General features: G+C 73.0%; 27 protein-coding genes. 12 read left to right on the top strand and 15 right to left on the bottom strand.

Annotated elements, in window-relative coordinates:
• The first annotated feature begins 61 nt into the window (after positions 1–61).
• Both HEK131_RS08010 and HEK131_RS08005 read left to right on the top strand, forming a co-directional pair.
• A complete protein-coding gene (locus tag HEK131_RS08010; protein WP_244334214.1) occupies positions 62–967 on the top strand; it encodes a pseudouridine-5'-phosphate glycosidase in 906 nt (301 codons plus the stop codon).
• Positions 952–1,905 carry a carbohydrate kinase family protein gene (locus HEK131_RS08005; protein ID WP_244334213.1) on the top strand — a complete coding sequence of 318 codons (954 nt, stop codon included), beginning with the start codon at positions 952–954 and terminating at the stop codon, positions 1,903–1,905. The genes HEK131_RS08010 and HEK131_RS08005 overlap by 16 nt, the downstream gene beginning before the upstream one ends.
• 12 nt (positions 1,906–1,917) lie before the next feature.
• Here the strand turns inward: HEK131_RS08005 and HEK131_RS08000 are convergent, their stop codons facing one another.
• Complete coding sequence (locus HEK131_RS08000) at positions 1,918–2,712, bottom strand: methyltransferase domain-containing protein (protein ID WP_244334212.1); 795 nt, start codon at positions 2,710–2,712, stop codon at positions 1,918–1,920.
• 178 nt (positions 2,713–2,890) lie between these two features.
• On the opposite strand from HEK131_RS08000, the gene HEK131_RS07995 reads away from it, so the two are divergent.
• Positions 2,891–4,018 (top strand): magnesium and cobalt transport protein CorA, encoded by a 1,128-nt coding sequence (locus HEK131_RS07995; protein ID WP_217463786.1) that lies wholly within the window; start codon positions 2,891–2,893, stop codon positions 4,016–4,018.
• 33 nt (positions 4,019–4,051) lie between these two features.
• On the opposite strand, the gene HEK131_RS07990 is transcribed toward HEK131_RS07995, so the two are convergent.
• Positions 4,052–4,684 carry a uridine kinase gene (locus tag HEK131_RS07990; protein WP_244334211.1) on the bottom strand — a complete coding sequence of 211 codons (633 nt, stop codon included), beginning with the start codon at positions 4,682–4,684 and terminating at the stop codon, positions 4,052–4,054.
• 127 nt (positions 4,685–4,811) lie between these two features.
• Between HEK131_RS07990 and HEK131_RS07985 the strand changes: the two genes are divergently transcribed.
• Complete coding sequence (locus tag HEK131_RS07985) at positions 4,812–5,609, top strand: DUF2293 domain-containing protein (RefSeq protein ID WP_244334210.1); 798 nt, start codon at positions 4,812–4,814, stop codon at positions 5,607–5,609.
• Between the two features lie 240 nt (positions 5,610–5,849).
• A complete protein-coding gene (locus HEK131_RS07980) occupies positions 5,850–7,337 on the top strand; it encodes a glutamate synthase subunit beta (RefSeq protein ID WP_244334209.1) in 1,488 nt (495 codons plus the stop codon).
• A gap of 110 nt (positions 7,338–7,447) precedes the next feature.
• Here the strand turns inward: HEK131_RS07980 and HEK131_RS07975 are convergent, their stop codons facing one another.
• Positions 7,448–7,702, bottom strand: a complete 255-nt coding sequence (locus HEK131_RS07975) for a DUF397 domain-containing protein (protein ID WP_217463782.1) — start codon at positions 7,700–7,702, stop codon at positions 7,448–7,450.
• Positions 7,703–8,563: a helix-turn-helix domain-containing protein gene (locus HEK131_RS07970; RefSeq protein WP_161148632.1), complete on the bottom strand. Its 861-nt coding sequence runs from the start codon at positions 8,561–8,563 to the stop codon at positions 7,703–7,705.
• Between the two features lie 239 nt (positions 8,564–8,802).
• Here HEK131_RS07970 and HEK131_RS07965 point away from each other — a divergent pair, with 239 nt between their 5' ends.
• The 3 genes from HEK131_RS07965 to HEK131_RS07955 all read left to right on the top strand — a co-directional run bounded on the left by HEK131_RS07965 (position 8,803) and on the right by HEK131_RS07955 (position 12,024).
• Positions 8,803–9,480 (top strand): ATP-binding protein, encoded by a 678-nt coding sequence (locus tag HEK131_RS07965; RefSeq protein WP_244334208.1) that lies wholly within the window; start codon positions 8,803–8,805, stop codon positions 9,478–9,480.
• Positions 9,477–9,899: a hypothetical protein gene (locus HEK131_RS07960; RefSeq protein WP_217463779.1), complete on the top strand. Its 423-nt coding sequence runs from the start codon at positions 9,477–9,479 to the stop codon at positions 9,897–9,899. The genes HEK131_RS07965 and HEK131_RS07960 overlap by 4 nt, the downstream gene beginning before the upstream one ends.
• Positions 9,900–10,161: 262 nt before the next feature.
• Positions 10,162–12,024 (top strand): ABC transporter ATP-binding protein, encoded by a 1,863-nt coding sequence (locus tag HEK131_RS07955; RefSeq protein WP_244451966.1) that lies wholly within the window; start codon positions 10,162–10,164, stop codon positions 12,022–12,024.
• Here the strand turns inward: HEK131_RS07955 and HEK131_RS07950 are convergent.
• The 4 genes from HEK131_RS07950 to HEK131_RS07935 all read right to left on the bottom strand — a co-directional run bounded on the left by HEK131_RS07950 (position 11,990) and on the right by HEK131_RS07935 (position 15,884).
• Positions 11,990–12,208 (bottom strand): hypothetical protein, encoded by a 219-nt coding sequence (locus HEK131_RS07950; protein WP_254641661.1) that lies wholly within the window; start codon positions 12,206–12,208, stop codon positions 11,990–11,992. The genes HEK131_RS07955 and HEK131_RS07950 overlap by 35 nt on opposite strands.
• Before the next feature lie 186 nt (positions 12,209–12,394).
• Positions 12,395–13,039, bottom strand: a complete 645-nt coding sequence (locus HEK131_RS07945; protein ID WP_244334207.1) for a DUF899 domain-containing protein — start codon at positions 13,037–13,039, stop codon at positions 12,395–12,397.
• 105 nt (positions 13,040–13,144) lie between these two features.
• Positions 13,145–14,995, bottom strand: coding sequence for an FUSC family protein (locus tag HEK131_RS07940; protein WP_244334206.1), 1,851 nt, complete (start codon positions 14,993–14,995; stop codon positions 13,145–13,147).
• 127 nt (positions 14,996–15,122) lie between these two features.
• Positions 15,123–15,884, bottom strand: a complete 762-nt coding sequence (locus HEK131_RS07935; RefSeq protein WP_244334205.1) for a nucleotidyltransferase domain-containing protein — start codon at positions 15,882–15,884, stop codon at positions 15,123–15,125.
• Positions 15,885–16,063: 179 nt separating this feature from the next.
• On the opposite strand from HEK131_RS07935, the gene HEK131_RS07930 reads away from it, so the two are divergent.
• Positions 16,064–16,474 carry a RidA family protein gene (locus tag HEK131_RS07930; RefSeq protein ID WP_217462635.1) on the top strand — a complete coding sequence of 137 codons (411 nt, stop codon included), beginning with the start codon at positions 16,064–16,066 and terminating at the stop codon, positions 16,472–16,474.
• The gene (locus HEK131_RS07925; protein ID WP_244334204.1) at positions 16,471–16,920 is read left to right on the top strand and encodes a GNAT family N-acetyltransferase; all 450 of its coding nucleotides are present in this window, start codon (positions 16,471–16,473) and stop codon (positions 16,918–16,920) included. Before HEK131_RS07930 ends, HEK131_RS07925 begins: the two co-directional genes overlap by 4 nt.
• Before the next feature lies 1 nt (position 16,921).
• Here the strand turns inward: HEK131_RS07925 and HEK131_RS07920 are convergent, their stop codons facing one another.
• Together HEK131_RS07920 and HEK131_RS07915 are read right to left on the bottom strand one after the other, a co-directional pair.
• Entirely contained in the window at positions 16,922–17,623 is a 702-nt protein-coding gene (locus HEK131_RS07920; RefSeq protein ID WP_244334203.1) for a uracil-DNA glycosylase, read from the bottom strand.
• Between the two features lie 25 nt (positions 17,624–17,648).
• On the bottom strand, positions 17,649–19,169 hold the full coding sequence (locus tag HEK131_RS07915) for a YfcC family protein (protein ID WP_244334202.1): 1,521 nt from the start codon (positions 19,167–19,169) through the stop codon (positions 17,649–17,651).
• A gap of 133 nt (positions 19,170–19,302) precedes the next feature.
• Between HEK131_RS07915 and HEK131_RS07910 the strand changes: the two genes are divergently transcribed.
• Entirely contained in the window at positions 19,303–19,872 is a 570-nt protein-coding gene (locus HEK131_RS07910) for an RNA-binding S4 domain-containing protein (protein ID WP_244334201.1), read from the top strand.
• Between the two features lie 60 nt (positions 19,873–19,932).
• Here the strand turns inward: HEK131_RS07910 and HEK131_RS07905 are convergent, their stop codons facing one another.
• Complete coding sequence (locus tag HEK131_RS07905) at positions 19,933–20,616, bottom strand: class I SAM-dependent methyltransferase (protein WP_244334200.1); 684 nt, start codon at positions 20,614–20,616, stop codon at positions 19,933–19,935.
• Between the two features lie 130 nt (positions 20,617–20,746).
• Between HEK131_RS07905 and HEK131_RS07900 the strand changes: the two genes are divergently transcribed.
• On the top strand, positions 20,747–21,073 hold the full coding sequence (locus HEK131_RS07900; RefSeq protein ID WP_217462639.1) for a DUF6343 family protein: 327 nt from the start codon (positions 20,747–20,749) through the stop codon (positions 21,071–21,073).
• A gap of 9 nt (positions 21,074–21,082) precedes the next feature.
• Here HEK131_RS07900 and HEK131_RS07895 read toward each other — a convergent pair whose 3' ends face one another.
• The 4 genes from HEK131_RS07895 to rpsA all read right to left on the bottom strand — a co-directional run bounded on the left by HEK131_RS07895 (position 21,083) and on the right by rpsA (position 24,887).
• A complete protein-coding gene (locus HEK131_RS07895; RefSeq protein ID WP_244334199.1) occupies positions 21,083–21,463 on the bottom strand; it encodes a tetratricopeptide repeat protein in 381 nt (126 codons plus the stop codon).
• A 92-nt stretch (positions 21,464–21,555) separates the two neighbouring features.
• A complete protein-coding gene (gene coaE / locus HEK131_RS07890; protein WP_244334198.1) occupies positions 21,556–22,161 on the bottom strand; it encodes a dephospho-CoA kinase in 606 nt (201 codons plus the stop codon).
• A 32-nt stretch (positions 22,162–22,193) separates the two neighbouring features.
• Positions 22,194–23,132 carry a PAC2 family protein gene (locus HEK131_RS07885; RefSeq protein WP_244334197.1) on the bottom strand — a complete coding sequence of 313 codons (939 nt, stop codon included), beginning with the start codon at positions 23,130–23,132 and terminating at the stop codon, positions 22,194–22,196.
• A 252-nt stretch (positions 23,133–23,384) separates the two neighbouring features.
• Positions 23,385–24,887 (bottom strand): 30S ribosomal protein S1, encoded by a 1,503-nt coding sequence (rpsA, locus tag HEK131_RS07880; protein ID WP_031182863.1) that lies wholly within the window; start codon positions 24,885–24,887, stop codon positions 23,385–23,387.
• Positions 24,888–25,228 lie beyond the last annotated feature (341 nt).

Genomic DNA, 25,228 nt, shown 5'->3' with positions numbered 1-25,228 from the left:
CGTTTAGCCGGGGGTCGCGCCCGCCAGGGATGAGGGGAGGCGACTGACGGGAGGCGGGCTCGTGGTGCTGGTGTTGTCGGAGGAGGTCCGGGAGGCGACAGACGCCGGACGGCCGGTGGTGGCCCTGGAGTCGACGATCATCGCGCACGGGCTGCCACGCCCGCGCAACCTGCGGGTGGCGCTGGAGCTGGAGGGTGTGGTCCGGCGCGAGGGAGCCGTGCCCGCGACGATCGCCGTGCTCGATGGGCGACCTCATGTCGGTCTGGACAAGGACCAGTTGGAGCGGGTCGCCAACGAGGACGGCATCCGCAAACTGGGGCACCGGGACCTGCCCCTGGCCATGGCGGCGGGGGCGAGCGGGGCGACCACGGTGTCGGCGACGGCCCGACTGGCGGCTCTGGCGGGCATCCGGGTGTTCGCAACCGGCGGGCTGGGCGGTGTGCACCGGCGGTGGACGGAGACCCAGGACGAGTCGGCCGACCTGGGCCTGCTGGCGCGGACCCGGATCACCGTGGTCTGCGCGGGCGTGAAGTCGATCCTGGACGTTCCGGCCACCCTGCAGCGGCTGGAGACGCTGGGCGTGGCCGTCGCCGGGTACCGCACCGAGCGGTTCCCCGGCTTCTATCTGTCCGACTCGGGCCATCCGGTGGACTGGACGCTGCGGGAACCGGAGCAGGTCGCCGAGGTCATGCGGGCGCAGGACGCGCTCGGCGCGCCGGAGGCGCTGATCGTGGCCAACCCGGTCCCCCGGGAGCAGCAGCTCGATCCCGAGACGCACGCGCGCGTGCTCACCGAGGCGCTGTCGGCCTGCGAGGAGGAGGGCATCACCGGCCAGGCCGTCACACCGTTCCTGCTGGATCATCTGGTCCGGCACACGGACGGCGCCTCGCTGCGCGCCAACCTGGCTGCTGTGCGCGGCAATGTCGAGCTGGCGGCGCGGATCGCCACGGCGTGGGCGATGAGGTGAGCGACGGCCCGGCGGGAGGGCTGCTGGTGGTCGGGGACGTGATCACCGACGTGGTGGCCCGGCACCGGGGCCCGCTCGCCGCGAGCACCGACACCGCGGCCGTGATCCGGACGCTGCCGGGCGGCGCGGGCGCCAATGTGGCGTGCTGGGCCGCCGACGCGGGCTGCGCGGACGTACGGCTGCTGGCCCGGGTGGGCGCCGACGCGGCGCGGTGGCACGAGCGGGAACTGCTGGCGGCCGGGGTGCGGCCACGGCTGGTGGTGGACCCGGTCGCGCCGACCGGCACGGTGATCTGCCTCGTCGACGGCGAGGCGGCGGCCGAGCGCACCTTCCTGACCTCCAGCGGGGCTTCGCTGCGGCTCGAACCGGCCGACTGGTCCGAGGCGTTGCTCGACGGGGTGGCCAGGCTGCATCTGTCGGGGTACCTGCTGTTCACCGAGTCCAGCCGGGCGCTGGCCGAGGCCGCGCTGGCGGCGGCGCGTGCGCGTGGGGTGCCGGTCAGTCTGGACCCGGCGTCCGCGGGGTTCCTCGCCCGGTTCGGCACGGACCGGTTCCTCCGGTTCGCCGAGCGGCTCGATGTGCTGCTGCCCAGCCGGGACGAGGCGTGCCTGCTCACGGGTATGGCCGACTGGGCCGGGGCGGCGGCGGAGTTGAGCGGGCTCGGGCCGGTGGTGGTGGCCAAGTCGGGAGCCGAGGGGGCGTTGGTGGCCCGGTCGGGGGCCGTGTGCGCCCGGGTTCCGGCGGTGCCGGCCCAGGCGCGGGACAGCACGGGTGCCGGAGACGCGTTCACCGGGGCGTTCCTCGCGGCTCTGGTCGCGGGCGTGAGTGTGGAGGAGGCGGTGGTACGGGGCTGCCGGGCCGGGGCGCGGGCGGTGGAGCGGGTGGGCGGCCGGCCGCCGCGCCCGGACGACGAGGGGTGGGCGCCGGACGCCTCGTGAGTTCGGCGCTGTTCAGGCCTTGCGCCCCCACGCCGAGATCATCGGGGCGGTGGCCAAGTCCATGCCGCCGGCCGCGACGTTGGCCAGGTGGCGGTCGATGTCCTCGTCGGTGGCGAGCCCGGCTTCGACGAGCCGGCCCCGGATCTGACGGACCGTGGCCAGTTCGAGCGCGGTGCACGCCGGTGAGGTGAGCGGGAAGTACGCGTCGGCCTCGACCTGCCGCAGCCCCGCCTCGCGCAGCAGGCGCGGCAGGCGGCGGCCGTAGGAGAGGTCGGCGCCGCGTTCGGCGAGGAGCCGGCGGAAGCCTTGGCGGAGCCGGTTGGCGAGCCGCTCCTCGGGCCCGTGCTCGTCGGGGCAGGTCAGGGGCTGCAGGGCGGGGTCGGCGTCCTCGATCAGCAGGCGGCCGCCGGGCCGCAGCGCGTCGATCATGGACCGCAACGCCCGCTCCCGGTCCGGGACATGGACGAGCACGAGCCGGGCGTGCACGAGGTCGAAGCCTCGGCCGGGCGGCTCCTCGGCGCCCACGTCGTGGGTGCGGACCTCCACCGGCGGCCGGGCCACGGTGCCGAGGCGGGAGACGTCGATGTCGGTGGCGACGACCGTGCCGGTGGGACCGACCTTCCTGGCGAGCCAGGAGACGACCGAGGTGCCTCCGGCACCGACCTCCCAACAGCGCCAGCCGGGGCCGATGCCGAGGCCGTCGAGGTGGCGGAACGTGGTGGGGTCGAAGAGCGAGGCGAAGGCGTCGAAGCGTTCGCCCGCCTCGCTCTGCCGGTTGTCCAGGAGGTATCCGTCGGATCGCGTCATGCTCCGCATCGTCCCAGCCTGTCCCCGCGATCGACGCGGGCGACCCTCCATCCACAGGCGGGAACAAAGCGGAATCTGCTGTTCCCACAGGCTTTCCCGGCCTTCTCGACGGACTGGCACACTGACCGGGCGGGACACGAAGGGTGTCAGGTGCGGAGATCCAGGCAAGGAGATCCAGATGTCGATGGCGGGGAATCTGCGGAAAGTCACGAAGCTGAGCAAGGTCGGCGGCCTGCGCAAGGTGGCCGGTCTGGCCCGGCGCCGGCCGCGTGTGGACCTGAGCCACCCGGCCAGGTCGCCGCTGGGTTCCTCGGTCGTGAACTGCGTGACGTATCAGGACGGAATACGCGTGCCCGGCTCCGCCGATCTGGCGGACGCGGTGAAGACGGTCCGCAACACCGGCGACGGCTTCGTGTGGCTGGGTCTGCACGAGCCGACGACGCAGGAGTTCGCCGGGGTGGCCGAGCTGTTCGATCTGCATCCGCTGGCGGTGGAGGACGCGGTGGAGGCCCACCAGCGCCCGAAGCTGGAGCGGTACGGCGACACGCTCTTCGCGGTGCTGAAGACGGTCTGTTACGTGGAGCACGAGCAGTTGACGGCGACGAGCGAGGTGGTGGACACCGGCGAGATCATGGTGTTCGTCGGCGAGGACTTCGTCATCACCGTGCGGCACGGCCGCCATGGCTCGCTGGGCCCGCTGCGCGAGGAGTTGGAGTCGCGTCCGCGTCAGCTCGCCAAGGGACCGTCGGCGGTGCTGCACGCCATCGCGGACCATGTGGTGGACGAGTATCTGAACGTCACGGACGCGGTGCAGGGCGATGTCGAACAGGTCGAGACGGACGTCTTCTCGGAGGCGGGCGCCCGCGCCGATCCGGGGCGGATCTACCAACTGAAGCGCGAACTGCTCGAACTGAAGCGGGCCGCGGTGCCGCTGGTGCGCCCGGTGGAGGACCTGGCCACCCGGCCGATGAAGGTGGTCGACCCGGAGATACAGGCGTACTTCCGCGATGTGATGGACCATCTGATACGAGCCAAGGACCAGATCGCCGCGTTCGACGAACTGCTCAACTCCATCCTGCAGGCGCATCTCGCGCAGGTGACGGTCGCGCAGAACGAGGACATGCGGAAGATCACGGCCTGGGCCGCGATCGTCGCGGTGCCGACGATGGTCTGCGGGGTCTACGGCATGAACTTCTCGTACATGCCGGAGGCGCGCTGGCACTACGGCTACCCGGTCATCATGGGCGTCACCGCGCTGGCCTGTGCCGCGCTCTGGCGGGGCTTCCGGCGCAACGGCTGGTTCTGAGACGCCGGTCGGCAGGTGCCCGGTCGTCCGGGCTCAGCCGTTCCAGGCGGGGTGCCGCGGGTCGTCGGCGCGTACGAGGACGTCGGCCGTCGCGGCCGGGTCGGTCTCCGTCTCGTAGCGGGCGAAGGCGGGGAGGGTCCAGTGGTCGGTGTCGGGGGTGCGGCGGCGCAGGGCGCCGGGTGACAGGAGGACGTGGACGGTCAGGTCGAGGGGGAACCAGTGCCGTAGGAGAAGGGGGCCGTGCAGCAGAAGCACCCCGCCGGGCGGGAGCTGGACGTAGGGGCTGCGGGTGGCGCGGTCGGTGACCGGGTCCCACAGGTCGGGCAGCACCCGCCCGTCGCCTCCGGCGTCCAGCGGCCCGAGGACCTCGCGCCACAGCGCGCCGGTGTCGAACCAGTCGCTGTAGTACGACTCCGCGTCCCGGCGCCCGTGCTCCAGGCGGAGGGAGGCGGGGCGCAGGAAGTCCTCGGCGCCGACGACCAGTGAGGGCCGCCCGCGCACACGGAGCGCCTCGGCGATCAGGGCGGCGAGGTCTCCCAGCCGGGAAGCCGGTGCCCCGTCGAGGCCCACGCGCGGCCAGGAGCTGCCGTCGGCGGGTTCCAGCGTCAGGATCCGCTCGGCGAGCCGGTCGGCCAGACGCTCCCAGGTGATCGCTTCGAGTCGCACACGCACATGATGCCGGGAAGCCGGACGAGGAAGAAAAGGAGAAGAGGGGCAAGAAAAGGAGAAAGGGAAGGAGGAGCGGCGCGGCCCCGTACGGGAAAGCGGGCCGGTGGCGGGGAATGAACCGCGTATGGCACGTCCCCCAGGCGCACGCCGTCCCACAGATGCACGCTCCCCCGCCCTGCCCGACACCGGAGGCGGCCCGGTGGTGGTCCAGCCGGTGCGGCGAAAGCATTGCGCGGCCTGCCGGCAGGGTCCGCTGACGCTGCTGGTGCTGGAGGACGGGGTGCCGCGCTGCCTGGAGTGCGCGGATCTGGGACACCTGGTGTTCCTGCCGCGCGGGGATGCCGCACTGACCCGCAGGGCGCGGGAGGAGAGCACGCTGTCGGCGGTGGTCGTGCGGTTCGCGCGGCGTCGCGGGCGGTACGAGCGACAGGGTCTGCTGGTGGAGGAGGCCGCGCTGGCTCGGGCCGAGGAGCGGTGTCTGGCCGACGCCAAGGTCCGGCAGCGGCGCCGGGCGCGGGACGAGCGGCGCAGGGTGGAGGCGGACGAGCGCTTCGTCGCGGAGTTCGCGGCGGAGATCGGGCGGCTGTTCCCCGGCTGCCCGGCCGGGCGGGCGCGGGCGGTCGCCGAGCACGCCGCCCTGCGGGGCAGCGGGCGGGTCGGGCGGAGTGCCGCGGGACGCGCGCTGTCGGAGGCGGCGGTGACCTCGGCGGTGGTGGCGTCCGTACGGCATCTGGACACGCCCTACGACCGGCTGCTGATGAGCGGGGTGCCCAGGCGCGAGGCACGCGCCCGGATCGACGAGGCCCTGGAAAGGGTGCTGCGGGACTGGCGGGGAACGCCCCCGCGCCCGGAGGAGGCGGGGGAAGCGGAAGACGAAGTCAGCCAGGTGGCGGAGCCGGTGCGGGCACGGGGAGAGGAGTGACGGGAGTGGAGCGAGGGAGCAGAGGTTCACCGGCGCGGGTCGGCGGCCCGGGCGGTACGGAAAGGTGCCGTCCGCCGCCCTGCGCGGGGGTCGGTGGCGACGTATCGTGGCCGGAAGAACACCGGGACGGGGTCGCGCCCGTGCCGGGTGACCGCGTGGTGACCCCGCCCGATGCCGCATGGCCCGCTGTACCCCCCGGTGCCCTCCGTACCCCGGTACACGTCCGCGAGGAAGACGCCCATGGCCGATCCCAAGGGGTTCATGAGCACACCGCGCCAGGAGTGGCCGCGGCGGCCCGTGGTGGAGCGGGTCCGGGACTGGGACGAGGTCTACGTGCCGGGGGCGTTGCTGCCGATCGTCAGCGCGCAGGCGAACCGGTGCATGGACTGCGGGGTCCCCTTCTGCCACGAAGCGTGCCCGCTGGGGAACCTGATCCCCGAGTGGAACGACCTGGTGGCGCGGTCGGACTGGCGGGCGGCGAGCGAGCGGCTGCACGCGACGAACAACTTCCCCGAGTTCACCGGCAGGCTGTGCCCGGCGCCGTGCGAGGCGGGGTGTGTGCTGGCCATCAACCAGCCCGCCGTCACGATCAAGAACGTCGAGTGGGCGATCGCCGAGCGGGCCTGGGAGGAGGGCTTCGTGCCGCCCCGCCCGCCGGACCGGCTGTCCGGGAAGACGGTCGCGGTGATCGGATCGGGGCCGACCGGGCTCGCCGCCGCGCAGCAGTTGACGCGAGCCGGGCACACCGTGGCGGTGTACGAGAAGGACGACCGGATCGGGGGGCTGATGCGGTACGGCATCCCCGAGTTCAAGATGGAGAAGCGCTTCCTGGACCGGCGGCTGGAGCAGATGCGGGCGGAGGGGACCCGGTTCCGTACCTCGACGGCGGTCGGGCGGGACGTGCCGGCGCCGGATCTGCGTTCGCGGTACGACGCGGTGGTGATCGCCACGGGGGCCACGGCGTGGCGGGAACTGGCGGTGCCCGGACGGGAGTTGACCGGGGTGCATCAGGCGATGGAGTATCTGCCGCCGGCCAACCGGGTGTGCGCGGGCGAGCTGGAGGTCAACCCGTTGTCGGCGGCGGGGCGGCACGTGGTGATCGTGGGCGGCGGCGACACCGGGGCCGACTGCCTGGGGACGGCGGTGCGCGAGGGTGCCGCATCCGTGACCCAGCTGGACATCTACGCCCGGCCGGGCGAGGCGCGGGACGAGGACGCGGAGCCGTGGCCGACGTACCCGAAGCTCTACCGTCTCTCGGGCGCGCACGAGGAGGCGGGTGAGCTGCGTACGGCTCCGGCGGCGGACGCGGACGCCCGGCTGTTCGCGGCGTCCACGCTCCGGTTCACCGGGGACGAGCGGGGGCGGGTGAAGGAGCTGCACGTGGTGGAGGTGGACGAGCGGCGGCAGCCGGTCGCGGACACCGGGCGTGCGCTGCCCGCCGATCTGGTCCTGCTGGCGCTCGGGTTCTCCGGCCCGGACCGCGCGGACGGGCTCATCGACCAGTTGGGGCTGGAGACGGAGCCGCGCGGCACGATCGCGCGGGACGGGCAGTTCGCCACGAACGTGCCGGGGGTGTTCGCCGCCGGGGACGCGGCCCGCGGGCAGTCGCTGATCGTGTGGGCCATCGCGGAGGGCCGGGCGGTGGGGGCGGCCGTGGACCGCTATCTGATGGGCCAGTCGTGGCTGCAGGCGCCGATCTCGCCGTACGACCGGCCGATGGCGGTGTAGCCATCGGCCGGGGAGAAGGGTGACGCGGGGTCAGTGGGGGTCGGGTCCGTCCGGTCTCGTGGATCTGGGCGCAAGGGTGGTGAGCATGAGTCAAAAACAGGGAGAGCGGTTCAGGAGAGCAGGAAGTCCGCCTCTCCCGCCTTCGCGCCCTCGATAAAGGCGGTCATCTCGTCGGTGGTGTATATCAGCGCGGGGCCGTCCGGGTCGGTGGACTGGCGTACGGCGATGCGGCCGTCGGCCAGTTTCATGGCCTCCAGGCAGTTGCCGCCGTTGCCGCCGCTCCAGGGCTTGTGCCAGCCCACGGCGCCCAGCTCCCGCGCGGGCATGCCGTTGTAGACGCGGCGGCGCGGATTGATGCGATCCATTCACAGCTCCTTGCGGAGATCCCGGAGGATCTCCTTCGTGCGTTGTGCCGTGGCGGCCTGTGCCGCCATGCGGTCCATGACCTCCAGGTGGGTGGCCACCTCGGAGCGCGCGTCGAGGTAGACGGCGCCGGTCAGGTACTCGCTGTAGACCATGTCCGGGAGTTCGGGCATGGCGAACCGGAACAGTACGAAGGGGCCGTACGTGCCCGGATGCGGCCCGTTGGCGAACGGGGCCACCTGGAGCGTGACGCCGGGCAGCGTCGTCGCCTCCAGGAGTCTGTCGAGCTGGGCGCGCATCACCTCCGGGCCGCCGACCGGGCGGCGCAGGGCGGTCTCGTCCATCACCGCCCAGAAGCGGGGGGCGTCGGGGCGGGTGAGCAGTTCCTGACGGCGCATCCGCAGGTCGACGTGGCGCTCGATGTCGTCGGGGCTGGTCTGGCCGATGGCGCCCGATCTGAGCACCCCGCGCGCGTAGTCCTCGGTCTGGAGCAGTCCGGGGACGAAGTGCGGCTCGTAGGAGCGGATGAGCGCGGCGGCGCCCTCCAGGCTGACGTACATGGAGAACCAGCCCGGCAGGATGTCGTGGAACCGCTGCCACCAGCCCGGCCTGTTGGCCTCCTCGGCCAGTTGGACGAAGAGTTCGGCCTCGTCGTCCGGAACGCCGTAGGACCTCAGCAGCAGTTGCAGGTACGGGATCTTGAGGGAGACCTCGGCCATCTCCATCCGGCGCACGGTGGCGGGGGCGACGCGAAGGACGCGGGCGGCCTCCTCGCGCTTGAGCCCAGCGCGTTCCCGCAGGTCCAGCAGGCGTCGTCCGAGGACCACCTGGCCCACGGTCGGCGCGGACCGTGGTTCGCTCACGTTGCCACCTCCGGCGGAAGAGATATCGGTCCCGGTGAGGGAGTTCCCGGCGGGGGAACCCCGACAGCCCTGCGGCGCCGCTCGAAGACTCATTCGAAGATCCGGCCGGATCGACGACGGTCCCAATTGGCGCCGCGCGACGTGCTGTTGCGAGCAGTGTGCCACGGCCGTTCACCGCGTCATACAGCACTCTGCATTTTTCAGAGTGACACTTGCCAAGTGTTCACGGCGGGGAGATAGTGGCAAGCGTGATTCCGTCCGCGCCCTTAGGAACAGACTCCGCCGCAGACCGTTCCCGTCCCGGCGTCGCAACGGCACCGGCAGCGGCTCCGGCCGGGGCCGGCCGCCGGTTCCGCTTCGAGCTGGCCGCACACCCGGGTTCTCCCGCCCAGGCCAGACGCCTGGCGCGCGCCCGGCTGACCGGCTGGTCGGTGTGCGCGGACACCTGTGACAGCGCGGTCCTGGTCATGTCCGAGCTGGTCACCAACGCCATCGTGCACACCGCGAGCAGTCGTGTGGTGTGCGAACTGCTCGACCACGACGGCCTGGTGCGCATCGCCGTACGCGACGAGGGATGCGCGCCCGGCGAGCCCCACCCGGCACAGCAGCGGCCCGATGAGGAGCACGGGAGGGGATTGCTTCTCGTCGCCGCGCTGTGCCGGGCCTGGGGAGCCCAGGAGCACGGGCCCGGCCTGCTGGTCTGGGCCGAGCTGGAGCGGGGCTCCGCGACGGACGGGGCCGCCGCACCGCTCACCGGCGCCGAGCCGCGTCATGACCTCGGCTGGGGCCCGCGCGGCAAGCCCGATCCGGCGCGCGCTCCCGGCGAGGACGACCGCGCCGACACCGCCCGGCACGCACGGGTACCGGAGCAGTACGCCCACGCCGCCGAGCGGGACCACGTCCGGGGGCGGGCGTGATCGGCGCCGCCGGGCATCCGCTCGGCCTGGACACGCTGGTCCGGCTCGGACGCGACCGCCCCGCTCCGGACCGGGCCCCCGGCCCGCCGGTGCCCGAGGGCATGACCGCGCCGCTCGGCTGCGACGCCGTGGCCATGCCGGACCGGCTGGCGGCGCTGATCGTCCCCCGGCTGCCCCGGGTGGGCTGCGTGTACGCCGACGGCGGGCGCTGGTGGTGGATCGTCCCGGCGGACTCCGACTACGCCCTCCCCTGGCCCGCACCCGCCGAGTACGCCCCCGGCGCCCCGGTCCCCGCGACCGCGCACCTGCTGCGCCGCCCGGCGGGCACCATCCCCTACACCCCGCCGATCCCGCTGTACCTGGCACTGTGCCGGGTCACGGGCACGACCCCGGACTGGTCCCGGCCCCTGTCGGCCTGACGGCACGTCCGCGTCACCCGCCGGCGTCCACCCGGCGAGCACGCGCCGCCGCGGCAGAGCCCCCGCCCCCGCGCACCCCCCGTACGCCCCCGTCAGCCCCGCCCGCGCTCTGCCCGCGCCCGGGCCGCGCGGCGATAGTGGCCGTTTCGGTCACGGCTCGGGGAGGTTCGCGGTGCCAAGGCGGCGAGGGCAGGACGGGGTGGCCGGGCCGGAGGTGTCGGAGTCGGAGCGGCTGCTGTTCGGCGGTCCGCTCCGGTACGACATGGGGTGGAACGAGCACGCCGACGCGTTCCTGGAACTGAGCTTCAGGTCGATGGTGCGGCGGCTGCCGGGCATGCTGGCGTCCAGTCTGCGGCTGGCCCGCCAGGCGGACCCGCGGGCCGCGAGGACCGTGCTGGCCGCCGAGGTCGGCCGGGGAGTGGCCCAGGCGGTGAGCCTGCTGGCGGTGAACAGCGCGCTCGGCAGCCTGCTCACCGGCCCGGACATCGAGCGCCGGCTGCGCGCCGCCGTGCCCGCCCTCGCGGTGATGGCGTCGATGGCGCTGATCGCGGCGGTGCTGCGGGCCGCCTCGACGTATGCCACCGGGCGCCTCGAACCCAAGGTGGAGCGGGTCGCGACCGAGCTGTATCTGGAGCGGGCGGCCGATGTGGAGCTGGCCGCGATCGAGGACCACGCCTTCCACAAGCTGCTGGACACCGCGCAGTACGGCGCCCGGTCGGCGCGCAACATGATCTCCTACAGCGCGCGGGTGATCAACGCGCTGATCTCGCTGATCGCGGCGGCCGGTGTGCTGACCGTGCTGCATCCCGCGCTGCTGCCGTTGCTGGTCACCATGACGCTGCCGAGCGCCTGGAGCGCCCTGACCAACGCGCGGCGGCGCTACGAGTCGTTCCACACCTGGGTGCAGCACGTCCGGGCCGGTCATCTGATCGGAAGTCTGCTCACCGAGCCGGGGGCGGCACCGGAGATCCGGGTCCACGGGGTGGGTCCGTTCCTGCTGCGGCACTTCCGGGCGATGTCGGAGACGGCGGAGGCGGAGCAGGCCCGGCTGTCCCGGCTGGCGGCGCGCACGGGGCTGGCCGCGGCCGCGTGGACGGGCCTGGCGACGCTGGCCACGTACGCCACGCTCGGCGCGCTGCTGCTGGCCGGGGCGATGGCGCTGTCGGTGGCGGGTACGGCGGTGATCGCCATCCGTACCGGGTCGGGCAGCCTGGACACGCTGGTGCTGGAGATCAACCAACTGCACGAGGAGGCGCTGTTCGTCGGCGATCTGCAGCGGCTGTACGTGGAGGCGGCCGAGCGGGCGATCCCCGTGGGCGGCGAGGAACTGCCCGAGGAGCCGAAGGAGATCAGGTTCGAGGACGTCACCTTCAGCTATCCGGGCGAGTCGGCCCGGCCCGCGCTGGACGGGGTGAGCCTGAGCCTGCCCATGGGCCGGATCATCGCGCTGGTCGGGGAGAACGGTTCGGGCAAGACGACCCTGGTCAAGCTGCTCGCGGGCCTGTACGCGCCGGACCGGGGGCGGGTGCTGTGGGACGGGGTCGACGCGGCGCGGGCGGACCGGCGGCGGCTGGCCGAGCGGGTGGCGATGGTGGCGCAGGACTTCAAGCGGTGGCCGTTCACCGCGCGGGTGAACGTGGCGGTGGGCCGTTCCTCCGTACCGCTGACCGAGGAGCGGCTGGCGTCGGCGGTCGGGGAGGCCGGTGCCGAGGAGGTGGTCGCGGGTCTGCCGCGCGGTCTGGACACCCTGCTGGCCCGCAATTTCACCGGCGGCCATGAGCTGTCCGGGGGCCAGTGGCAGCGGCTCGGGATCGCGCGTGCCGCCTACCGGCGCGGCGACATCCTGATCGTGGACGAGCCGACGGCGGCCCTGGACGCGCGGGCCGAGCTGGCGGTGTTCGAGAAGATCCGGGCGCTGGCGGGGACCGGGCAGACGGTCGTACTGATCACGCACCGGCTCGCCTCGGTCCGGCACGCCGATCTGGTGCACGTCCTGGAGCGGGGCCGGCTGGTGGAGTCCGGCACCCCGGAGGAGCTGCTCGCGCGGGGCGGGGTCTACGCGGAGCTGTACGCGCTCCAGGCGGGGCAGTTCACGGCCGCCGTCCCGGCGCAGAAGCGCGGCTGAGCCGCCTTGGGTCCACGCCGTCGGCGCCGCGCGTGATCACGAGGAAGGTGTCCGTCGCGAGGTCCATCACGACCTCCGCGGGCACACCTTCCAGTCGTCGCGCGTGCGCGAACTCCTCCGCGGGCCATGAGCCGCGCGGGCCGCCTGCGGGAAAGCGTTCGAGCACGGTACGCCCCATCACCATCTCGCACCTCCAGTCGTGCGTCGTACTTACCGAAGTCAACGCGCTGGAGGGGGTGATCGCCTCGCCCGGTGACGGGACTGAGACACAGCCGACACCGGTTCACAGCCGAACGTGGACGTCCGCTCGACCGAAGGACAGCGGCGGACGCTTCCGGTGCCCGGACGGGCACGGAAGGACACCGGCGGCTCAGTGCTCGTACTCGTCGTGCAGGCGGAGCCGGTCGCTGCCGTGCGGGTGGCGGCCGAGGGCGGTGAGGTCGAGCAGTCCGGAGAGGGCGCCGACGCCGTCCAAGGCGTCGTCGTACACCGAGTAGGTGTGGAAGACCCGGTCGCCGTCGCGCAGGAAGCAGCTCAGGCCGGGGCGCTCCGTGGGGGCGCCGTCGCGGTCCACGGTCGCCTCGAAGTCGCGGTTGAAGTCGCTGTGGCAGGAGGAGTACCAGGGCACGGTCCAGCCCATCCGCGCCTTGAAGGGGAGCAGGCGGGTGAAGGGCGCGAGGGAGACGGCCGCGAAGGCGGTGTCGCGGGCCCGGAGGTGGGCGAGGTGGCCGAGCTGGTCGAGGAAGGCAGCGCAGCAGGGGCAGCCCGCTTCCTGTCCGGGCGCGAACATGAAGTGGTGGACGACGAGTTGGGTGCGGTCCCCGAAGAGGTCGAGGAGGGTGGCCTTGCCGTCGCCGCCCTCGAGGACGTACTCCGTGGAGACCTCCACCATGGGCAGCCGCCGACGTTCGGCGCCGAGCGCGGCCCGCGCCCGCTCGACGGCCTCCTCCTTGCGCCGTAACTCCTCGCGCGCCGCCCGCCACCGCTCGCGCGTGACGATGTCCGGAAGTGACATGAGTCCTCCTGTCCTACGGTCTGTTCGGGGTGCTGACCGTGGACGGATGCACAACTCATCGCCGTACGGCGGATTTTTTTCCGGTGAGCGGTGAGCGGCGAACGGCTACGCGGCCGTGCGGAGCCCGGTCCAGTCCCGGCCGCCGGCCTCCAGTTCCCGCAGGGCGGACTTGAGTTGGCCGGTGTGCCGGGGGGTGAGGCGGCCGGTGTCGTCCAGGTGGACCGCGCAGGCGGTGGTGGTGTCGACGAGCCGTTCCAGTACGGCGGCCACCTGGTCGGTGCCCTTGGTGTGCCGGGCCAGGGTGGGCAGTTCGGCGGCGGAGACGGCGATGGCGGTACGGGCCTCGGCGAGCGTGCGGTACGCCTCGCGGCGCAGCGCCCAGCGTTCGGTGTGGTCGCCCGTCTCGGCGAGGACGTGGACGAGGTAGGCGTGCGCGGCGCCCCCGGCGACGGCGAGCCGGGCCCGGACCCCCGCGCCGTGCCGGCCCGGCATCGGCAGGTGCCCGACGATCAGGACGAGCGCGCAGGCGACCATGGTCTCGGCGATCCGCCCCACGCACGCCTGCGGTTCCCCGCCGACCATGATCAGGGCGAGCACGAGCACGGTGACGACGGCGGTCAGCGCGGCGAAGTGCCGGGTGGAGACGGGCAGCAGCGCGCCGCACACCGTGACCAGCACGATCAGCCCAGCCGGGTCGGGCAGCAGCGCGGCCAGGGCGGCGAACGCCAGCGCGCCGAGCACGGTCCCGGCGGCCCGGCACAGCACACGGGAGACCAGCGGGCCGAGGTCGGGCTTGACGAGGAAGACGGCGGTGAGCGGCAGCCAGTACCAGTGCGGGTGGCTGCCGTACCAGCCGGTGTGGTGCAGGGCCTGGGCGATACCGGCGCCGGCGCCGAAGCAGAGGGCGACGCGCAGCCCGTACTCGCGGCCCGCCGTGCCGAACATCGCCCGCAGCGCGCCGCGTACGCCGCCGCGCCGGCCGAGGGTGAGGTGGCGGGCGCTTCCTGCGCGGTCGAAGGCTTCGGCGGCGCGCAGCAGGGCGTCGTCGAGGGCGCGCAGGGCGGGCGCGGCGCGGGTGGGGGCGGGCAGCGGTCCGGCGGCGGTGTCGTCGCGGACGGCGGCGGCGAGCCGCCGGGGGCCTTCCGAGGCCCGCGCGCAGAGGGGGTCGCCGGCCCAGGCGAGGGCGGTGGCGGCCTCGGCCAGCGGCAGCGCGGCGCGGTACCGGGCGTGCAGGCGCCGTTCGGCCGCGGAGGCGGCGTGGCGGCGCAGCCGGGGCCCGGCGAGAGCGTCCTGCGCGTGGTCGAGGGCGGCGGTGAGCGCGGCCCGGCGGGCGGGCGCGGTGTCGCCGCCGGCCGCTTCGAGCAGGGCGGCGACGGCGTCGTACACGTCGGCCACCGCCTGGCGTTCGCCGTCGAAGCGGAAGTCGCCGGCGAGTACGCCGGGGGTGGGCAGCGCCAGGCGGAGCAGGAGCAGCCAGAGCGCTCCGGCGAGGAAGGCGAGGGCCCCCTGCCAGCCGGGCGGTCCGCCGGGGGTGCCCGCGCCGACGGCGGCGGTGACGAGGAGCTGGGTGCCGGCCGCCGAGGCGACGGGCCCGATGGCGCTGATCGACCCGGCGGCCAGGCCGAGCACGGTCAGGACGAGGGTGAGGGGTACGGCGGACAGGTGCTGTCCGCCGTAGGTGCCCGCGAGCAGGCCGAGCGCGCCTGCCAGGGCGGGCGTGCCGAGCCGTCCGACGGAGGCCCGCCTGCCGCCGGGGCGGTCGTTGATCCCGGCGAGCATCGCTCCGATCGCGGCGAGGACGCCCTCGGCGGTGAGTCCGGCGAGCACCCCGGCGAGGAGCAGCGGTCCGGCGGCGAGGGCGCCCCGGACCACCGCGCTCCAGGGCACGGGGCCGCGCTGGGCGCGGAAGGCGTGGGCGAGCCATGGCGGCAGTGACCGGACGGCGGGGCGCGACACGGGGCTCCTGTTCGTACGAGGGCGGGGGCCTTCGGACGACGGTGGCCGAGTGGGGGTCACTCCAGGGTAGGGCGTGGCGTGGCGGTGGACTCGACGTCCAGGTTTCGGGGAGGTGAAAGATGCCCGGTCAGGGCCCCGGCGGAGTGAGCAGGATCTCCTCGGCCCTGGTGACCGCGCGCACGAGGGTGCCGGGGGTGAGGGACCCGGTCACCTCGTCGATCCGGCGCAGCCCGGCGCGCTCCAGCAGCCGCTTCTCGTTGGTGATCCACTCCCCGCGCTCCGCCAGCACCGCGTGGGCGGCCTGGGCGGCGGCGGTGGCGAGGGCTCCGGCGACCTCGGTGAGGCGGCCTTGCGGGGCGTGGGCCGCCTTGGCGTAGCCGAGGGTGGCGCGGGCGGTGCCCCGCCAGCGCTCGGGGGCGGTGCGGCGCAGCGCGTCGGGGTAGGCGGCGGGGCGGGGCAGGGTGCCGCGCAGCACCTGGTTGGCGGCCAGTTCGGCGACGACCAGATAGGTGGGGATGCCGGCGAGGTGGAACAGCAGGGGCTCCACCCGGAAGCGGCCCGCTTCCGCCTCGGCCAGTTCGTGCTCCACCACGTCGAGATCCCGGTAGTGGACGTCGGCCCGGCGGCCGTCGATGGTGAGCCAGGCCCCGCCGTTGAACACCCCGCCGCCCCAGCCGCCGATCTCGGACACCTCGCCCTGCCAGCCGAGGGCGCGCAGGTCGTCGGGGTCGAAGCCGCCCCGGTAGTAGACGGCGAGGTCCCAGTCGCTGTGCTCGGTGTGCGTGCCCTGGGCCCGCGACCCGCCGAGCGCGACGGCCAGCACGGTGGGCAGCCCGGCGAGGCGGTCGGCGGTGGCGGAGAGGAAGTCGGCGTCGGAGAGGGCGGGCACGGCGGGCTCCTTCGGAGGGCTGTCGCCGGGAGCGTACGGCTGGGACGGGTGCCGGTGCGAGCGAAGAGCCTGGGCCTGCACGGTAAAGAGCGTGGGCCTGCCCGTTAATTGGGATGCGCGGGCGGGCGCGGGCGCCGAATGATGGGCAGGTTGTCCGCCCGCGCTTCGAGGGAGCCGCCATGATCCGTCGTGTCACCGTGCCCGGTCTCTTCCCGCCGCCGACCTACGCGCACGCCTCGGTCGTGGAGGCGGGCACCCGGCTCGTCTTCCTCGCGGGCGCGGTCCCGCTGGACGAGCGGGGCGAACTGGTCGGGCCGGGTGATCCGGTGCGCCAGGCCGGACAGGTGATCGCCAACCTGCGGGAGCAACTGCGGGCCGTGGGCAGCGATCTGGAGCATGTGCTGGTGACCGAGGTGTACGTGGTGAGCGACCGGCCCTCGGTGCTCTCGTCCGTGTGGGAGGTGGTGGAGGCGTCCGGCCTGAGCAGGGGCCCGCACTCCTCGACCCTGCTCGGCGTCGCCTGCCTCGGCTACACCGGCCAACTGGTGGAGATCACGGCCACGGCAGCGGTACCGGAGGCGGGAGAGTGACGGTGCTGCTGCGCCGGGCGGTCCCTGCGGACGCCCGCGACACGGCCGACGTCTGGCTGCGCTCCTTCGCCGCCGCCCTGCCCACGGTCGTCCGGCCGCGCTCGGACGACGAGGTCCGCGCCTACATCCGAGACGTGGTGATCCCGCTGCGGGAGACATGGGTGGCCGAGGCGGAGGACGGCCGGATCGTCGGCATGATGGTGCTGGACGGGCCGCTGCTGTCCCAGCTCTACCTGGACCCCGCCCGGCGGGGCCGCGGCCTGGGCGACCGGTTCGTCGCGCTGGCCAAGGAGCGCGTGCCGGCGGGGCTCACGCTGTGGACGTTCCAGGTGAACGAGCCTGCCCACCGCTTCTACGAACGCCACGGCTTCGTCGCCGTCGAGCGCACCGACGGCAGCGGCAACGAGGAACGCGAGCCGGACGTGCGCTACGTGTGGCGCCCCTGAGTCACCGGCGCAGGCCCGCCGTCCGGGCCGCCGTGCCCAGGGTCTCGCGGAGCATCTCGGGGGTGAGGCGGCCGGTGAAGGTGTTGCGCTGGCTGACGTGGAAGCAGCCGTAGAGGTCCAGGCCGCCTTGGAGCGGGACGTGGGCTCCGTGGGAGAAGGCGGGGCGCGGCCGGGGGATGGTCCAGCCCGCCTCGCTCAGCGCGGGCAGGGCGGCCTGCCAGCCGAAGGCGCCGAGCACGACGACGGCCCGGAGCGTCGGCCGCAGCAGCGTCAGTTCCGACACCAGCCAGGCCCGGCAGGTGTCGCGTTCGCCGGGGGTGGGCTTGTTGGCGGGCGGTGCGCAGTGCACGGGCGCGGTGACGCGGACGCCGTACAGTTCGAGACCGTCGTCGACGGCGACCGAGGTCGGCTGGGAGGCGAGGCCGAGGTCGTGGAGGGCCTGGTAGAGCACGTCCCCGGAGCGGTCGCCGGTGAACATGCGGCCCGTGCGGTTGCCGCCGTGCGCGGCGGGGGCCAGCCCGATGATCGCCAGCCGGGCGTCGGCGGGGCCGAAGCCGGGTACCGGGCGCCCCCAGTAGGTCTGGTCGGCGAACGCGGCCCGCTTGGTACGGGCCACCTCCTCGCGCCACTCGACCAGGCGCGGGCAGGCCCGGCACTCGGTAAGGCGCCGGTCCAGCCGGGCCAGGGCACCGCTGTCGTCCATGCCCTTCACGGTAGGCCAGGGCCCGTCAGGTGAAGGCCGCGCCCAGCGCGACGAACCCGCAGATCAGCGCGAACAGCACGGCCAGCAGCGGCCACGCGAACCGCAGGTACTTGTCGTACCCCACCTTGGCGAGCGCGACGCCGCCCATGACGACGGCGGTGGTCGGCACCCACAGGTTCATCCAGCCGCTGGACGCCTGCCAGGCGGTGACGGCGACCGCGCGGGACACCCCGGCGAAGTCGGCGAGCGGGGCGAGGATCGGCATGGCCAGCGTGGCGTGGCCGGAGGTGGAGGGGATCAGGAAGGCCAGCGGCAGGTTCACCACGAACACGATGACCGCGAAGACACCGGACGAGGTGCCTCTCACCACGCCCTCGATGGAGTGCAGCACGGTGTCGGTGATCTTCGAGTTGTTCATGATCACGGTGACACCGCGGGCCAGCACGATCACCAGCGCGGGCGAGATGAAGTCGGCCGCGCCCTGCACGATCGTGGAGCTGAGCCGCTGCTCCCCCATCCGCGCCACCAGCCCGACCAGCACGGACGCGCAGATGAAGAGCGCGGCGAGCTCGGGGAAGGACCAGCCCAGCTCGAACCCGTACGGAGTGGCGTCCGCCTTCCCGGTGAGCGCGCCGGCCCAGGGCACCACCGAGAAGATCATGAACGCGAAGACCAGGATCATCGTGACGAGCACCGCCCGGTGCAGCCCGGTCAGCTCCGGCTCCGCGTCCGGCGCCTCGTCGGCGTGCTCCCGGTCGCCTGGCAGGAAGCCGGTGAGGGAGCGGGCCGGGTCCCGCCGCACCCGCCGGGCGTACCGGATGACGTAGGCGACCGTCACGGCCGTCAGCACCACCCACATCACGAACCGCAGCGCGATGCCGTCACCCAGCGAGATGTCGGCCGCCGAGGAGGCCACCCCGGTGGCGAACGGGTTCACCGTCGAGCACATCACCCCGACGCCCGCGCCCAGGATGATCGCGCCGACGGCCACCATCCGGTCGTAGCCGAGGGCGAGCATCAGCGGCACGATCAGGCCGTAGAAGCCGAGGGTCTCCTCGGCGAAGCCCTCCACGGTGCCGAGGACCGAGAACACCACCATGATCCCGGCGATCAGCAGCGCCCCGCGCTCCCGCAGCCGGTGGGCGAGCCGGGCGATACCCCGGTCCAGCGCGCCGGTGGCGAACACGACGGTGATGAAGGCGCCGATGGCCAGCACGAACAGGAACACCCCCGCCGCGCCGTACAGATCCCCCGCGAGATCCGGCCCCACCAGACCGGTTTTCGGGTCCCGGAGGCCGTACAGCCCGTTGACCGGGGAGAGGAAGAGGTCGGTCAGCCGGTCGGCGAAGGACTCCCCCGAGGAGACACGGTGGTACGTCCCCTGCACCGGCGCACCGGACGCGTCCCGTACGTACTGCCCCGGCGGGACGAGGAAGGCCAGCAGCCAGACCGCGATCGTGACGACGACGAGCACGGTCAGGGCGCTGGGGAAGGTGAACGTCCGCCGACGCCGGGGCGGCTCCTCGACCTCCGCCTCCGTCGTCATGTTCTCTCCTCGCTCCCGGCCGACCTCGGCAACAGCCTCCGGCGCGAGGGACCGGCCCGCATCCGGGGCGGGGCGTGGGAGTGGTGGGAAAACGCGTCCCGGCCGGGCGCGGCGGAGCGTTAGGGTCGGCGGCATGGCACTCGCTTCACAGGACGCGGACGGCGACGGCACCCACGGGACCGGCGCCCCCGAGGGACCGGCACCCGTCCCGGCCACCGCACAGGAGACCGACTCGGCCACCGCTGCCGCGGTGGCCGCCGCCGAGGCCGCTGGGCTCGGCGCCGGCGAGACGGTGCGGATCGACAGCTGGGTCTGGGCCGTGCGTCTGGTCAAGACGCGTTCGCTGGGTGCCACCGCGTGCCGGGGCGGCCATGTCCATGTGAACGGCGAGCGGGTGAAGCCCGCCTACTCCGTGCGGGTCGGCGACGAGGTGCGGCTGCGCCACGAGGGCCGGGAACGCGTCGTGATCGTCAAGCGGCTGATCCGCAAGCGGGTCGGCGCGCCAGTGGCCGCGCAGTGCTACATCGACAACTCACCCCCTCCGCCGCCTCGCGAGGCGATCGCCCCGGTAGGTGTCCGCGACCGCGGCACCGGCCGCCCCACCAAGCGGGACCGCCGGGAACTGGAACGCCTGCGCGGCCTGGGCGCACCGGACGCCCCCGGTGCGCCTGAGACCCCCGGCAGGCAGCGACCGGCCCGGTAGAGCCGCCTGTGTCCGGGCACCCGGACACAGGCCGCACCTCCTCGCCGCCCTCCTCCCCCTTCAGTCCATCGGCACCGCCCGCACCCACGTACCGTCCTCGGTCAGCTCGGCATCCACCCTCAGCCCCGCCTGTCCCAGCGCCGCTTCGAACTGTTCCTTCGTCAGGGGCCTGCTGCGGAAGGTCTGGGTCCAGGTGGCGTCCGGGAAGGTGTACTCGGCCCGGACCGAGTTGACCCCGTCGCCGACCGGTTCCACCGAGGCGATCCGGACGGTGAAGCCCCGGGGGTCGACGCGTTCCCTCGGGACGTTGTCGTGATAGTCCGCCCCCTCTCGCTGGATGAGCACGCAGCCGTCCGTGGCGACGTGCCGGGCGCAGGTGTCGAGCAGGGCGTGGCGCAGTCGCGGGTCGGCGGTGTGGACCAGGAACGAGCCGAGCAGGACCACGTCGAACCGCTCGCCCAGGTCCAGGTCCTCGATCGGCGTGCGTATCGTGCGCTCCGCCCCACGCACCCGCTCCAGCATCTCGGCGGACTCGTCCACCGCCGTCACCCTGAAGCCGCGCTCCAGCAGCGGGTGGGTCACCCGGCCCGCGCCGCTGCCCAGCTCCAGGACGTGTGCCCCGGCGGGCACCGCGGCGGCGATGACGTCCGGTTCGTCATCCGGTGGGAAGCGGGCGTACAGCTCGACCGCGCAGCCGTCCGGGGTGATCGCTCCGGGGCCCGTGCCCTGATGTCCTTCACGCATCTCGACTGTCATGCCGGGAGAACGGACGATCTTCGCTCATCCGTTCCCTTGCCCGCCGCGAACCACTCGTTCGAGTCAATTCCCGCCGTCTCGGGAACGGGAGTACGTTGCAGGAAGGAGTGGTGATCGGATGCGTACCGGCAGTGAACCGACGACCGCGCGCAGTGCCCTGCGAGCGCGGCTGTGGCTGAGCCTGTGGGGGTTCGCTTGGACCGTCTTCGGCACGGTGGCCTTCTCCCTCACCGGACGCACCGGCTGGGCGGTCGCGTGTGCGGTGCTGTGGCTGGTGGTCACGGTCGACCTGGTCCTGGTCCTCCGCCATCTGCGGCAGGGCCCGCACTACCAGCCCGGCCGTGACGTACCCCCGTACGAGCCGGCGCACGACGAGCCGGCGGTACGGCCGAGGCGGCGGCGAGGATTCCCCCGCCTGCCCGCGCCCCGGCACCCCCAGCCCTGAAAGAGAGGCTCAGGAGTCGAAGCGCGCCGCGCGCAGATAGTCCGGATTGGGGTCGAGCGCGGCGGCCAGCCGGAAGTGGCGTCTGGCCTGGCCGGGCCTGCCCTGGCGCTCGTAGGTGCGGCCCAGCGCGAAGTGAGCGAAGGCGTTGTCCGGCTCGCGCTCCAGCACGATGGTGAACTCGAGCTCGGCGGGCCGCAGTTGAGCGGCGGCGAAGAACGCGCGCGCCCGCAGCAGGCGGGCGGCGGTGTTCTCGGGGTGGGCGGCGATCACTTCGTCGAGCAGTTTCACCGCGCCCCTGGGGTCCCGCGCGTCGAGCAGGTGCTCGGCGGCGCGGAAGTCGATGACATCCGTCTCCGGAGTACGTCCGGCGGAACCACTGATCTCGGGCACGGCGAAGTCCTTCCCTCACTTCGCCGTTCCAACGCCTCGGAGCGGAGCGGCTATTCCGGGCCGCCCCTCAGCAACGCGCGGCCAGAGGGCCGCTACGCCTGCTCACGCGCCCGGCGCGTCAACTCGGCCCAGACCTCCGAGACCCGCTTCCGCAGCGCGTCCAGCGGCACGTCGTTGTCGATCACGATGTCGGCGATCTCGCGGCGCTGCTCACGGCTCGCCTGGGCGGCCATACGGGCGCGGGCGTCGTCCTCCGTCATCCCGCGCAGCCGGACCAGCCGGTCGAGCTGGGTCTCGGTACTCGCGTCCACGACGACGACGAGGTCGTACAGCGGCGCAAGGCCGTTCTCGGTGAGGAGCGGGACGTCGTGCAGGACCACGGAGCCGGGGCTCGCGGCACTCTCCAGCTCGCGGGACCGGGCGCCCACCAGGGGGTGCACGATCGAGTTGAGGAGGGCCAGCTTCTCGGGGTCGGCGAAGACCACGGAACCGAGCCGGGGCCGGTCCAGCGAGCCGTCCCCGGTCAGGATCTCCGGCCCGAACGCCTCCACCACGGCCGCGAGCCCCGGTGTCCCGGGCGCCACGACCTCCCGCGCGATCCGGTCCGCGTCGATGAGCACGGCCCCGTGCTCCACGAACAGCCGCGACACCTCGCTCTTGCCGGCCCCGATGCCGCCGGTCAGCCCCACTTTCAACATGCCGGGCAGCCTAGACCCTGCCGCCGGGCGCTCTACGCCTCGCCCTCCCGCTCCGCGAGGAACCGCTCGAACTCGCGGCCGATCTCGTCGGCGGACGGGATGTCGACCGGCTCGGCCAGCATGTTGCCCCGCGTCTCCGCTCCGGCGGCCGCGTCGTACTGGTGCTCCAGGCCCTGGATGAGCGAGGTCAGCTCCTCGTCGCCCTCCCGGATCTGCCGGTCGATCTCGGTCTGCGTGCGGTGGGCCTCGGTGCGCAGGCCGTGGGCGACGCCGGGCAGCACCAGGCCGGTGGCGGCGGTGATCGCCTCCAGCACGGTCAGCGCCGCGTCCGGGTAGGCGGAGCGGGCGAGGTAGTGCGGGACGTGCGCGGCGACGCCGAGGACGTCGTGCCCGGCCTCGCTGAGCCGGTACTCCAGCAGCGCCGCGGCGCTGCCCGGCACCTGGGCCTCCTCGAAGGGGCTGCGGTGGCCGGGGACGAGGTCGGTGCGGTTGCCGTGCGGGGTGAGACCGACGGGACGGGTGTGCGGCACGCCCATCGGGATGCCGTGGAAGTTGACGGACAGCCGGACGCCGAGCCGCTCGACGATCTGCTGCACGGCGCGCGCGAACCGCTCCCACTCCACGTCCGGTTCGGGACCGGACAGCACCAGGAACGGCGCACCGGTGGCGTCCTGGACGAGGCGGACCTCGATGGCCGGCACCTCGTAGGCGGTCCAACTGTCCCGCTGGAAGGTCAGCAGCGGCCGGCGGGCCCTGTAGTCGACCAGCCGGTCGTGGTCGAAGCGGGCCACGACCTGGTGCGGCAGCGTGTCGAGGACGCGCTCGACGATCTGGTCGCCCGTCTCGCCCGCGTCGATGTACCCGTCGAAGTGGTAGAGCATGACCAGCCCGGCCGACTCTTGGGCCAACGCCATGTCGACCACGGCGAGCCCCTTCGGCTCCCAAGCGAACAAACCCTGCGGATCAACCACGATGACCGCCCCTCCTAGTGTCCGTTCATCCCAACACCGGAGAACCGGAAGCCATTCCCAAGATCACTTGGAAGAGGCGTCCACCGCAACTCCCTCAAGGGGCGCGGGGAACTGCGCGCTCACCCCCCACAGGCCCGCACCTGACAACGCACCGGAGAACGCCTGAGGGACCCGCACCCCGAAAGGTACGAGTCCCTCAGCCTTAATACCGGCTAAACCTCAGCGGTTGGGGGTCCCCCCCGCTGGGGGAGTTCAGCTCTGGCCGCCGGCCAGCTTCTCGCGCAGCGCGGCAAGCGCCTCGTCCGAAGCAAGGGCACCGGAGGTGTCCGCACCCTCGGAGGAGTACGAGCCGCCGCCACCGGAAGCGGCCGGAGCCGCACCCGCGACGTCGACACCCTCGGCAGCGGCCTTCTCGTCCGCCTCGCGGGACTTGATGACCTGGGCCTGGTGCTGCTCGAAGCGCTGCTGCGCCTCGGCGTACTGGCCCTCCCACGCCTCGCGCTGGGTCTCGTAGCCCTCGAGCCAGTCGTTGGTCTCGGGGTCGAAGCCCTCGGGGTAGATGTAGTTGCCCTGGTCGTCGTAGGACGCGGCCATGCCGTACAGGGTCGGGTCGAACTCGACCGAGGCCGGGTCGGCACCGAAGGCCTCGTTGGCCTGCTTCAGCGAGAGGCTGATGCGGCGACGCTCGAGGTCGATGTCGATGACCTTGACGAAGATCTCGTCGTTGACCTGGACGACCTGCTCCGGGATCTCCACGTGGCGCTCGGCCAGCTCGGAGATGTGGACCAGACCCTCGATGCCCTCGTCCACGCGGACGAACGCACCGAACGGAACCAGCTTCGTGACCTTGCCGGGCACGACCTGGCCGATCTGGTGGGTGCGGGCGAACTGCTGCCACGGGTCTTCCTGGGTCGCCTTCAGCGACAGGGAGACGCGCTCGCGGTCCATGTCCACGTCGAGAACCTCGACGGTGACTTCCTGGCCGACCTCGACAACCTCGGACGGGTGGTCGATGTGCTTCCAGGAGAGCTCGGAGACGTGCACCAGACCGTCGACGCCACCCAGGTCCACGAAGGCACCGAAGTTGACGATCGAGGAGACGACGCCGGAGCGGACCTGACCCTTCTGGAGGGTGGTGAGGAACGTCTGGCGAACCTCGGACTGGGTCTGCTCCAGCCAGGCGCGGCGGGACAGGACCACGTTGTTGCGGTTCTTGTCCAGCTCGATGATCTTGGCCTCGAGCTCCTTGCCCACGTAGGGCTGGAGGTCGCGGACGCGGCGCATCTCGACGAGGGAAGCCGGCAGGAAGCCACGGAGGCCGATGTCGAGGATGAGACCACCCTTGACGACCTCGATGACGGTACCGGTGACGATGCCGTCCTCTTCCTTGATCTTCTCGATGGTGCCCCAGGCGCGCTCGTACTGGGCGCGCTTCTTCGAGAGGATCAGGCGGCCTTCCTTGTCCTCCTTCTGGAGAACCAGGGCCTCGATCTCGTCGCCGACCTTGACGACCTCGTTCGGGTCGACGTCGTGCTTGATCGAGAGCTCGCGGCTCGGGATGACACCTTCGGTCTTGTAACCGATGTCGAGCAGGACCTCGTCCCGGTCGACCTTCACGATGACGCCGTCGACGATGTCGCCGTCGTTGAAGTACTTGATCGTCTCGTCGATCGCGGCGAGGAAGGCTTCCTCGTTACCGATGTCGTTGACCGCAACCTGCGGGGTGGTGGCGGTGGTCTCGGTGCTGCTCGTCATGTGGGAAAGGGCTCCGGTACGGACATTGAAGTCGTAGGTACTGCTTACGCCGGGAGCCCGTTTCGCTCTGCAGAAGCCGGACAGCCAAGTAAGCGCCACTTGAGCACCGGGTGCCCGGTGGCGCCTCGAGAACCGAGGGATACATACAGATGCGAGCGCGACCTGCTACGTCTGAGGTGCGCAGGCCCGCAGCGCAACTTGTAGCATACGGGGGCAGCCGGGCAGGGTCAATGCGCGAAGGCGCACAGCGCGGACGGATCGCCGCATACCCGGCGCAAGAATGGCCCCAACTGGGCACGCACGACCGGGCGATCCCTTCCGTGACACTCGTCCGGGAAGCC

Source organism: Streptomyces seoulensis (genome assembly GCF_022846655.1).
In the GTDB taxonomy this organism is placed as follows: Bacteria; Actinomycetota; Actinomycetes; order Streptomycetales; family Streptomycetaceae; genus Streptomyces.
This window is presented reverse-complemented; position numbering and strand designations above follow the sequence as displayed.

Bases quoted from the DNA above. Each gene is read 5' to 3' on its own strand.
- HEK131_RS08000 (WP_244334212.1), bottom strand. From the start codon at position 2,712: ATGACGCGATCCGACGGATACCTCCTGGACAACCGGCAGAGCGAGGCG.
- HEK131_RS07995 (WP_217463786.1), top strand. From the start codon at position 2,891: ATGTCGATGGCGGGGAATCTGCGGAAAGTCACGAAGCTGAGCAAGGTC.
- HEK131_RS07985 (WP_244334210.1), top strand. From the start codon at position 4,812: ATGGCACGTCCCCCAGGCGCACGCCGTCCCACAGATGCACGCTCCCCC.
- HEK131_RS07980 (WP_244334209.1), top strand. From the start codon at position 5,850: ATGGCCGATCCCAAGGGGTTCATGAGCACACCGCGCCAGGAGTGGCCG.
- HEK131_RS07975 (WP_217463782.1), bottom strand. From the start codon at position 7,702: ATGGATCGCATCAATCCGCGCCGCCGCGTCTACAACGGCATGCCCGCG.
- HEK131_RS07955 (WP_244451966.1), top strand. From the start codon at position 10,162: ATGGGGTGGAACGAGCACGCCGACGCGTTCCTGGAACTGAGCTTCAGG.
- HEK131_RS07950 (WP_254641661.1), bottom strand. From the start codon at position 12,208: ATGGTGATGGGGCGTACCGTGCTCGAACGCTTTCCCGCAGGCGGCCCG.
- HEK131_RS07945 (WP_244334207.1), bottom strand. From the start codon at position 13,039: ATGTCACTTCCGGACATCGTCACGCGCGAGCGGTGGCGGGCGGCGCGC.
- HEK131_RS07930 (WP_217462635.1), top strand. From the start codon at position 16,064: ATGATCCGTCGTGTCACCGTGCCCGGTCTCTTCCCGCCGCCGACCTAC.
- HEK131_RS07920 (WP_244334203.1), bottom strand. From the start codon at position 17,623: ATGGACGACAGCGGTGCCCTGGCCCGGCTGGACCGGCGCCTTACCGAG.
- HEK131_RS07915 (WP_244334202.1), bottom strand. From the start codon at position 19,169: ATGACGACGGAGGCGGAGGTCGAGGAGCCGCCCCGGCGTCGGCGGACG.
- HEK131_RS07910 (WP_244334201.1), top strand. From the start codon at position 19,303: ATGGCACTCGCTTCACAGGACGCGGACGGCGACGGCACCCACGGGACC.
- HEK131_RS07905 (WP_244334200.1), bottom strand. From the start codon at position 20,616: ATGCGTGAAGGACATCAGGGCACGGGCCCCGGAGCGATCACCCCGGAC.
- HEK131_RS07900 (WP_217462639.1), top strand. From the start codon at position 20,747: ATGCGTACCGGCAGTGAACCGACGACCGCGCGCAGTGCCCTGCGAGCG.
- coaE (WP_244334198.1), bottom strand. From the start codon at position 22,161: ATGTTGAAAGTGGGGCTGACCGGCGGCATCGGGGCCGGCAAGAGCGAG.
- rpsA (WP_031182863.1), bottom strand. From the start codon at position 24,887: ATGACGAGCAGCACCGAGACCACCGCCACCACCCCGCAGGTTGCGGTC.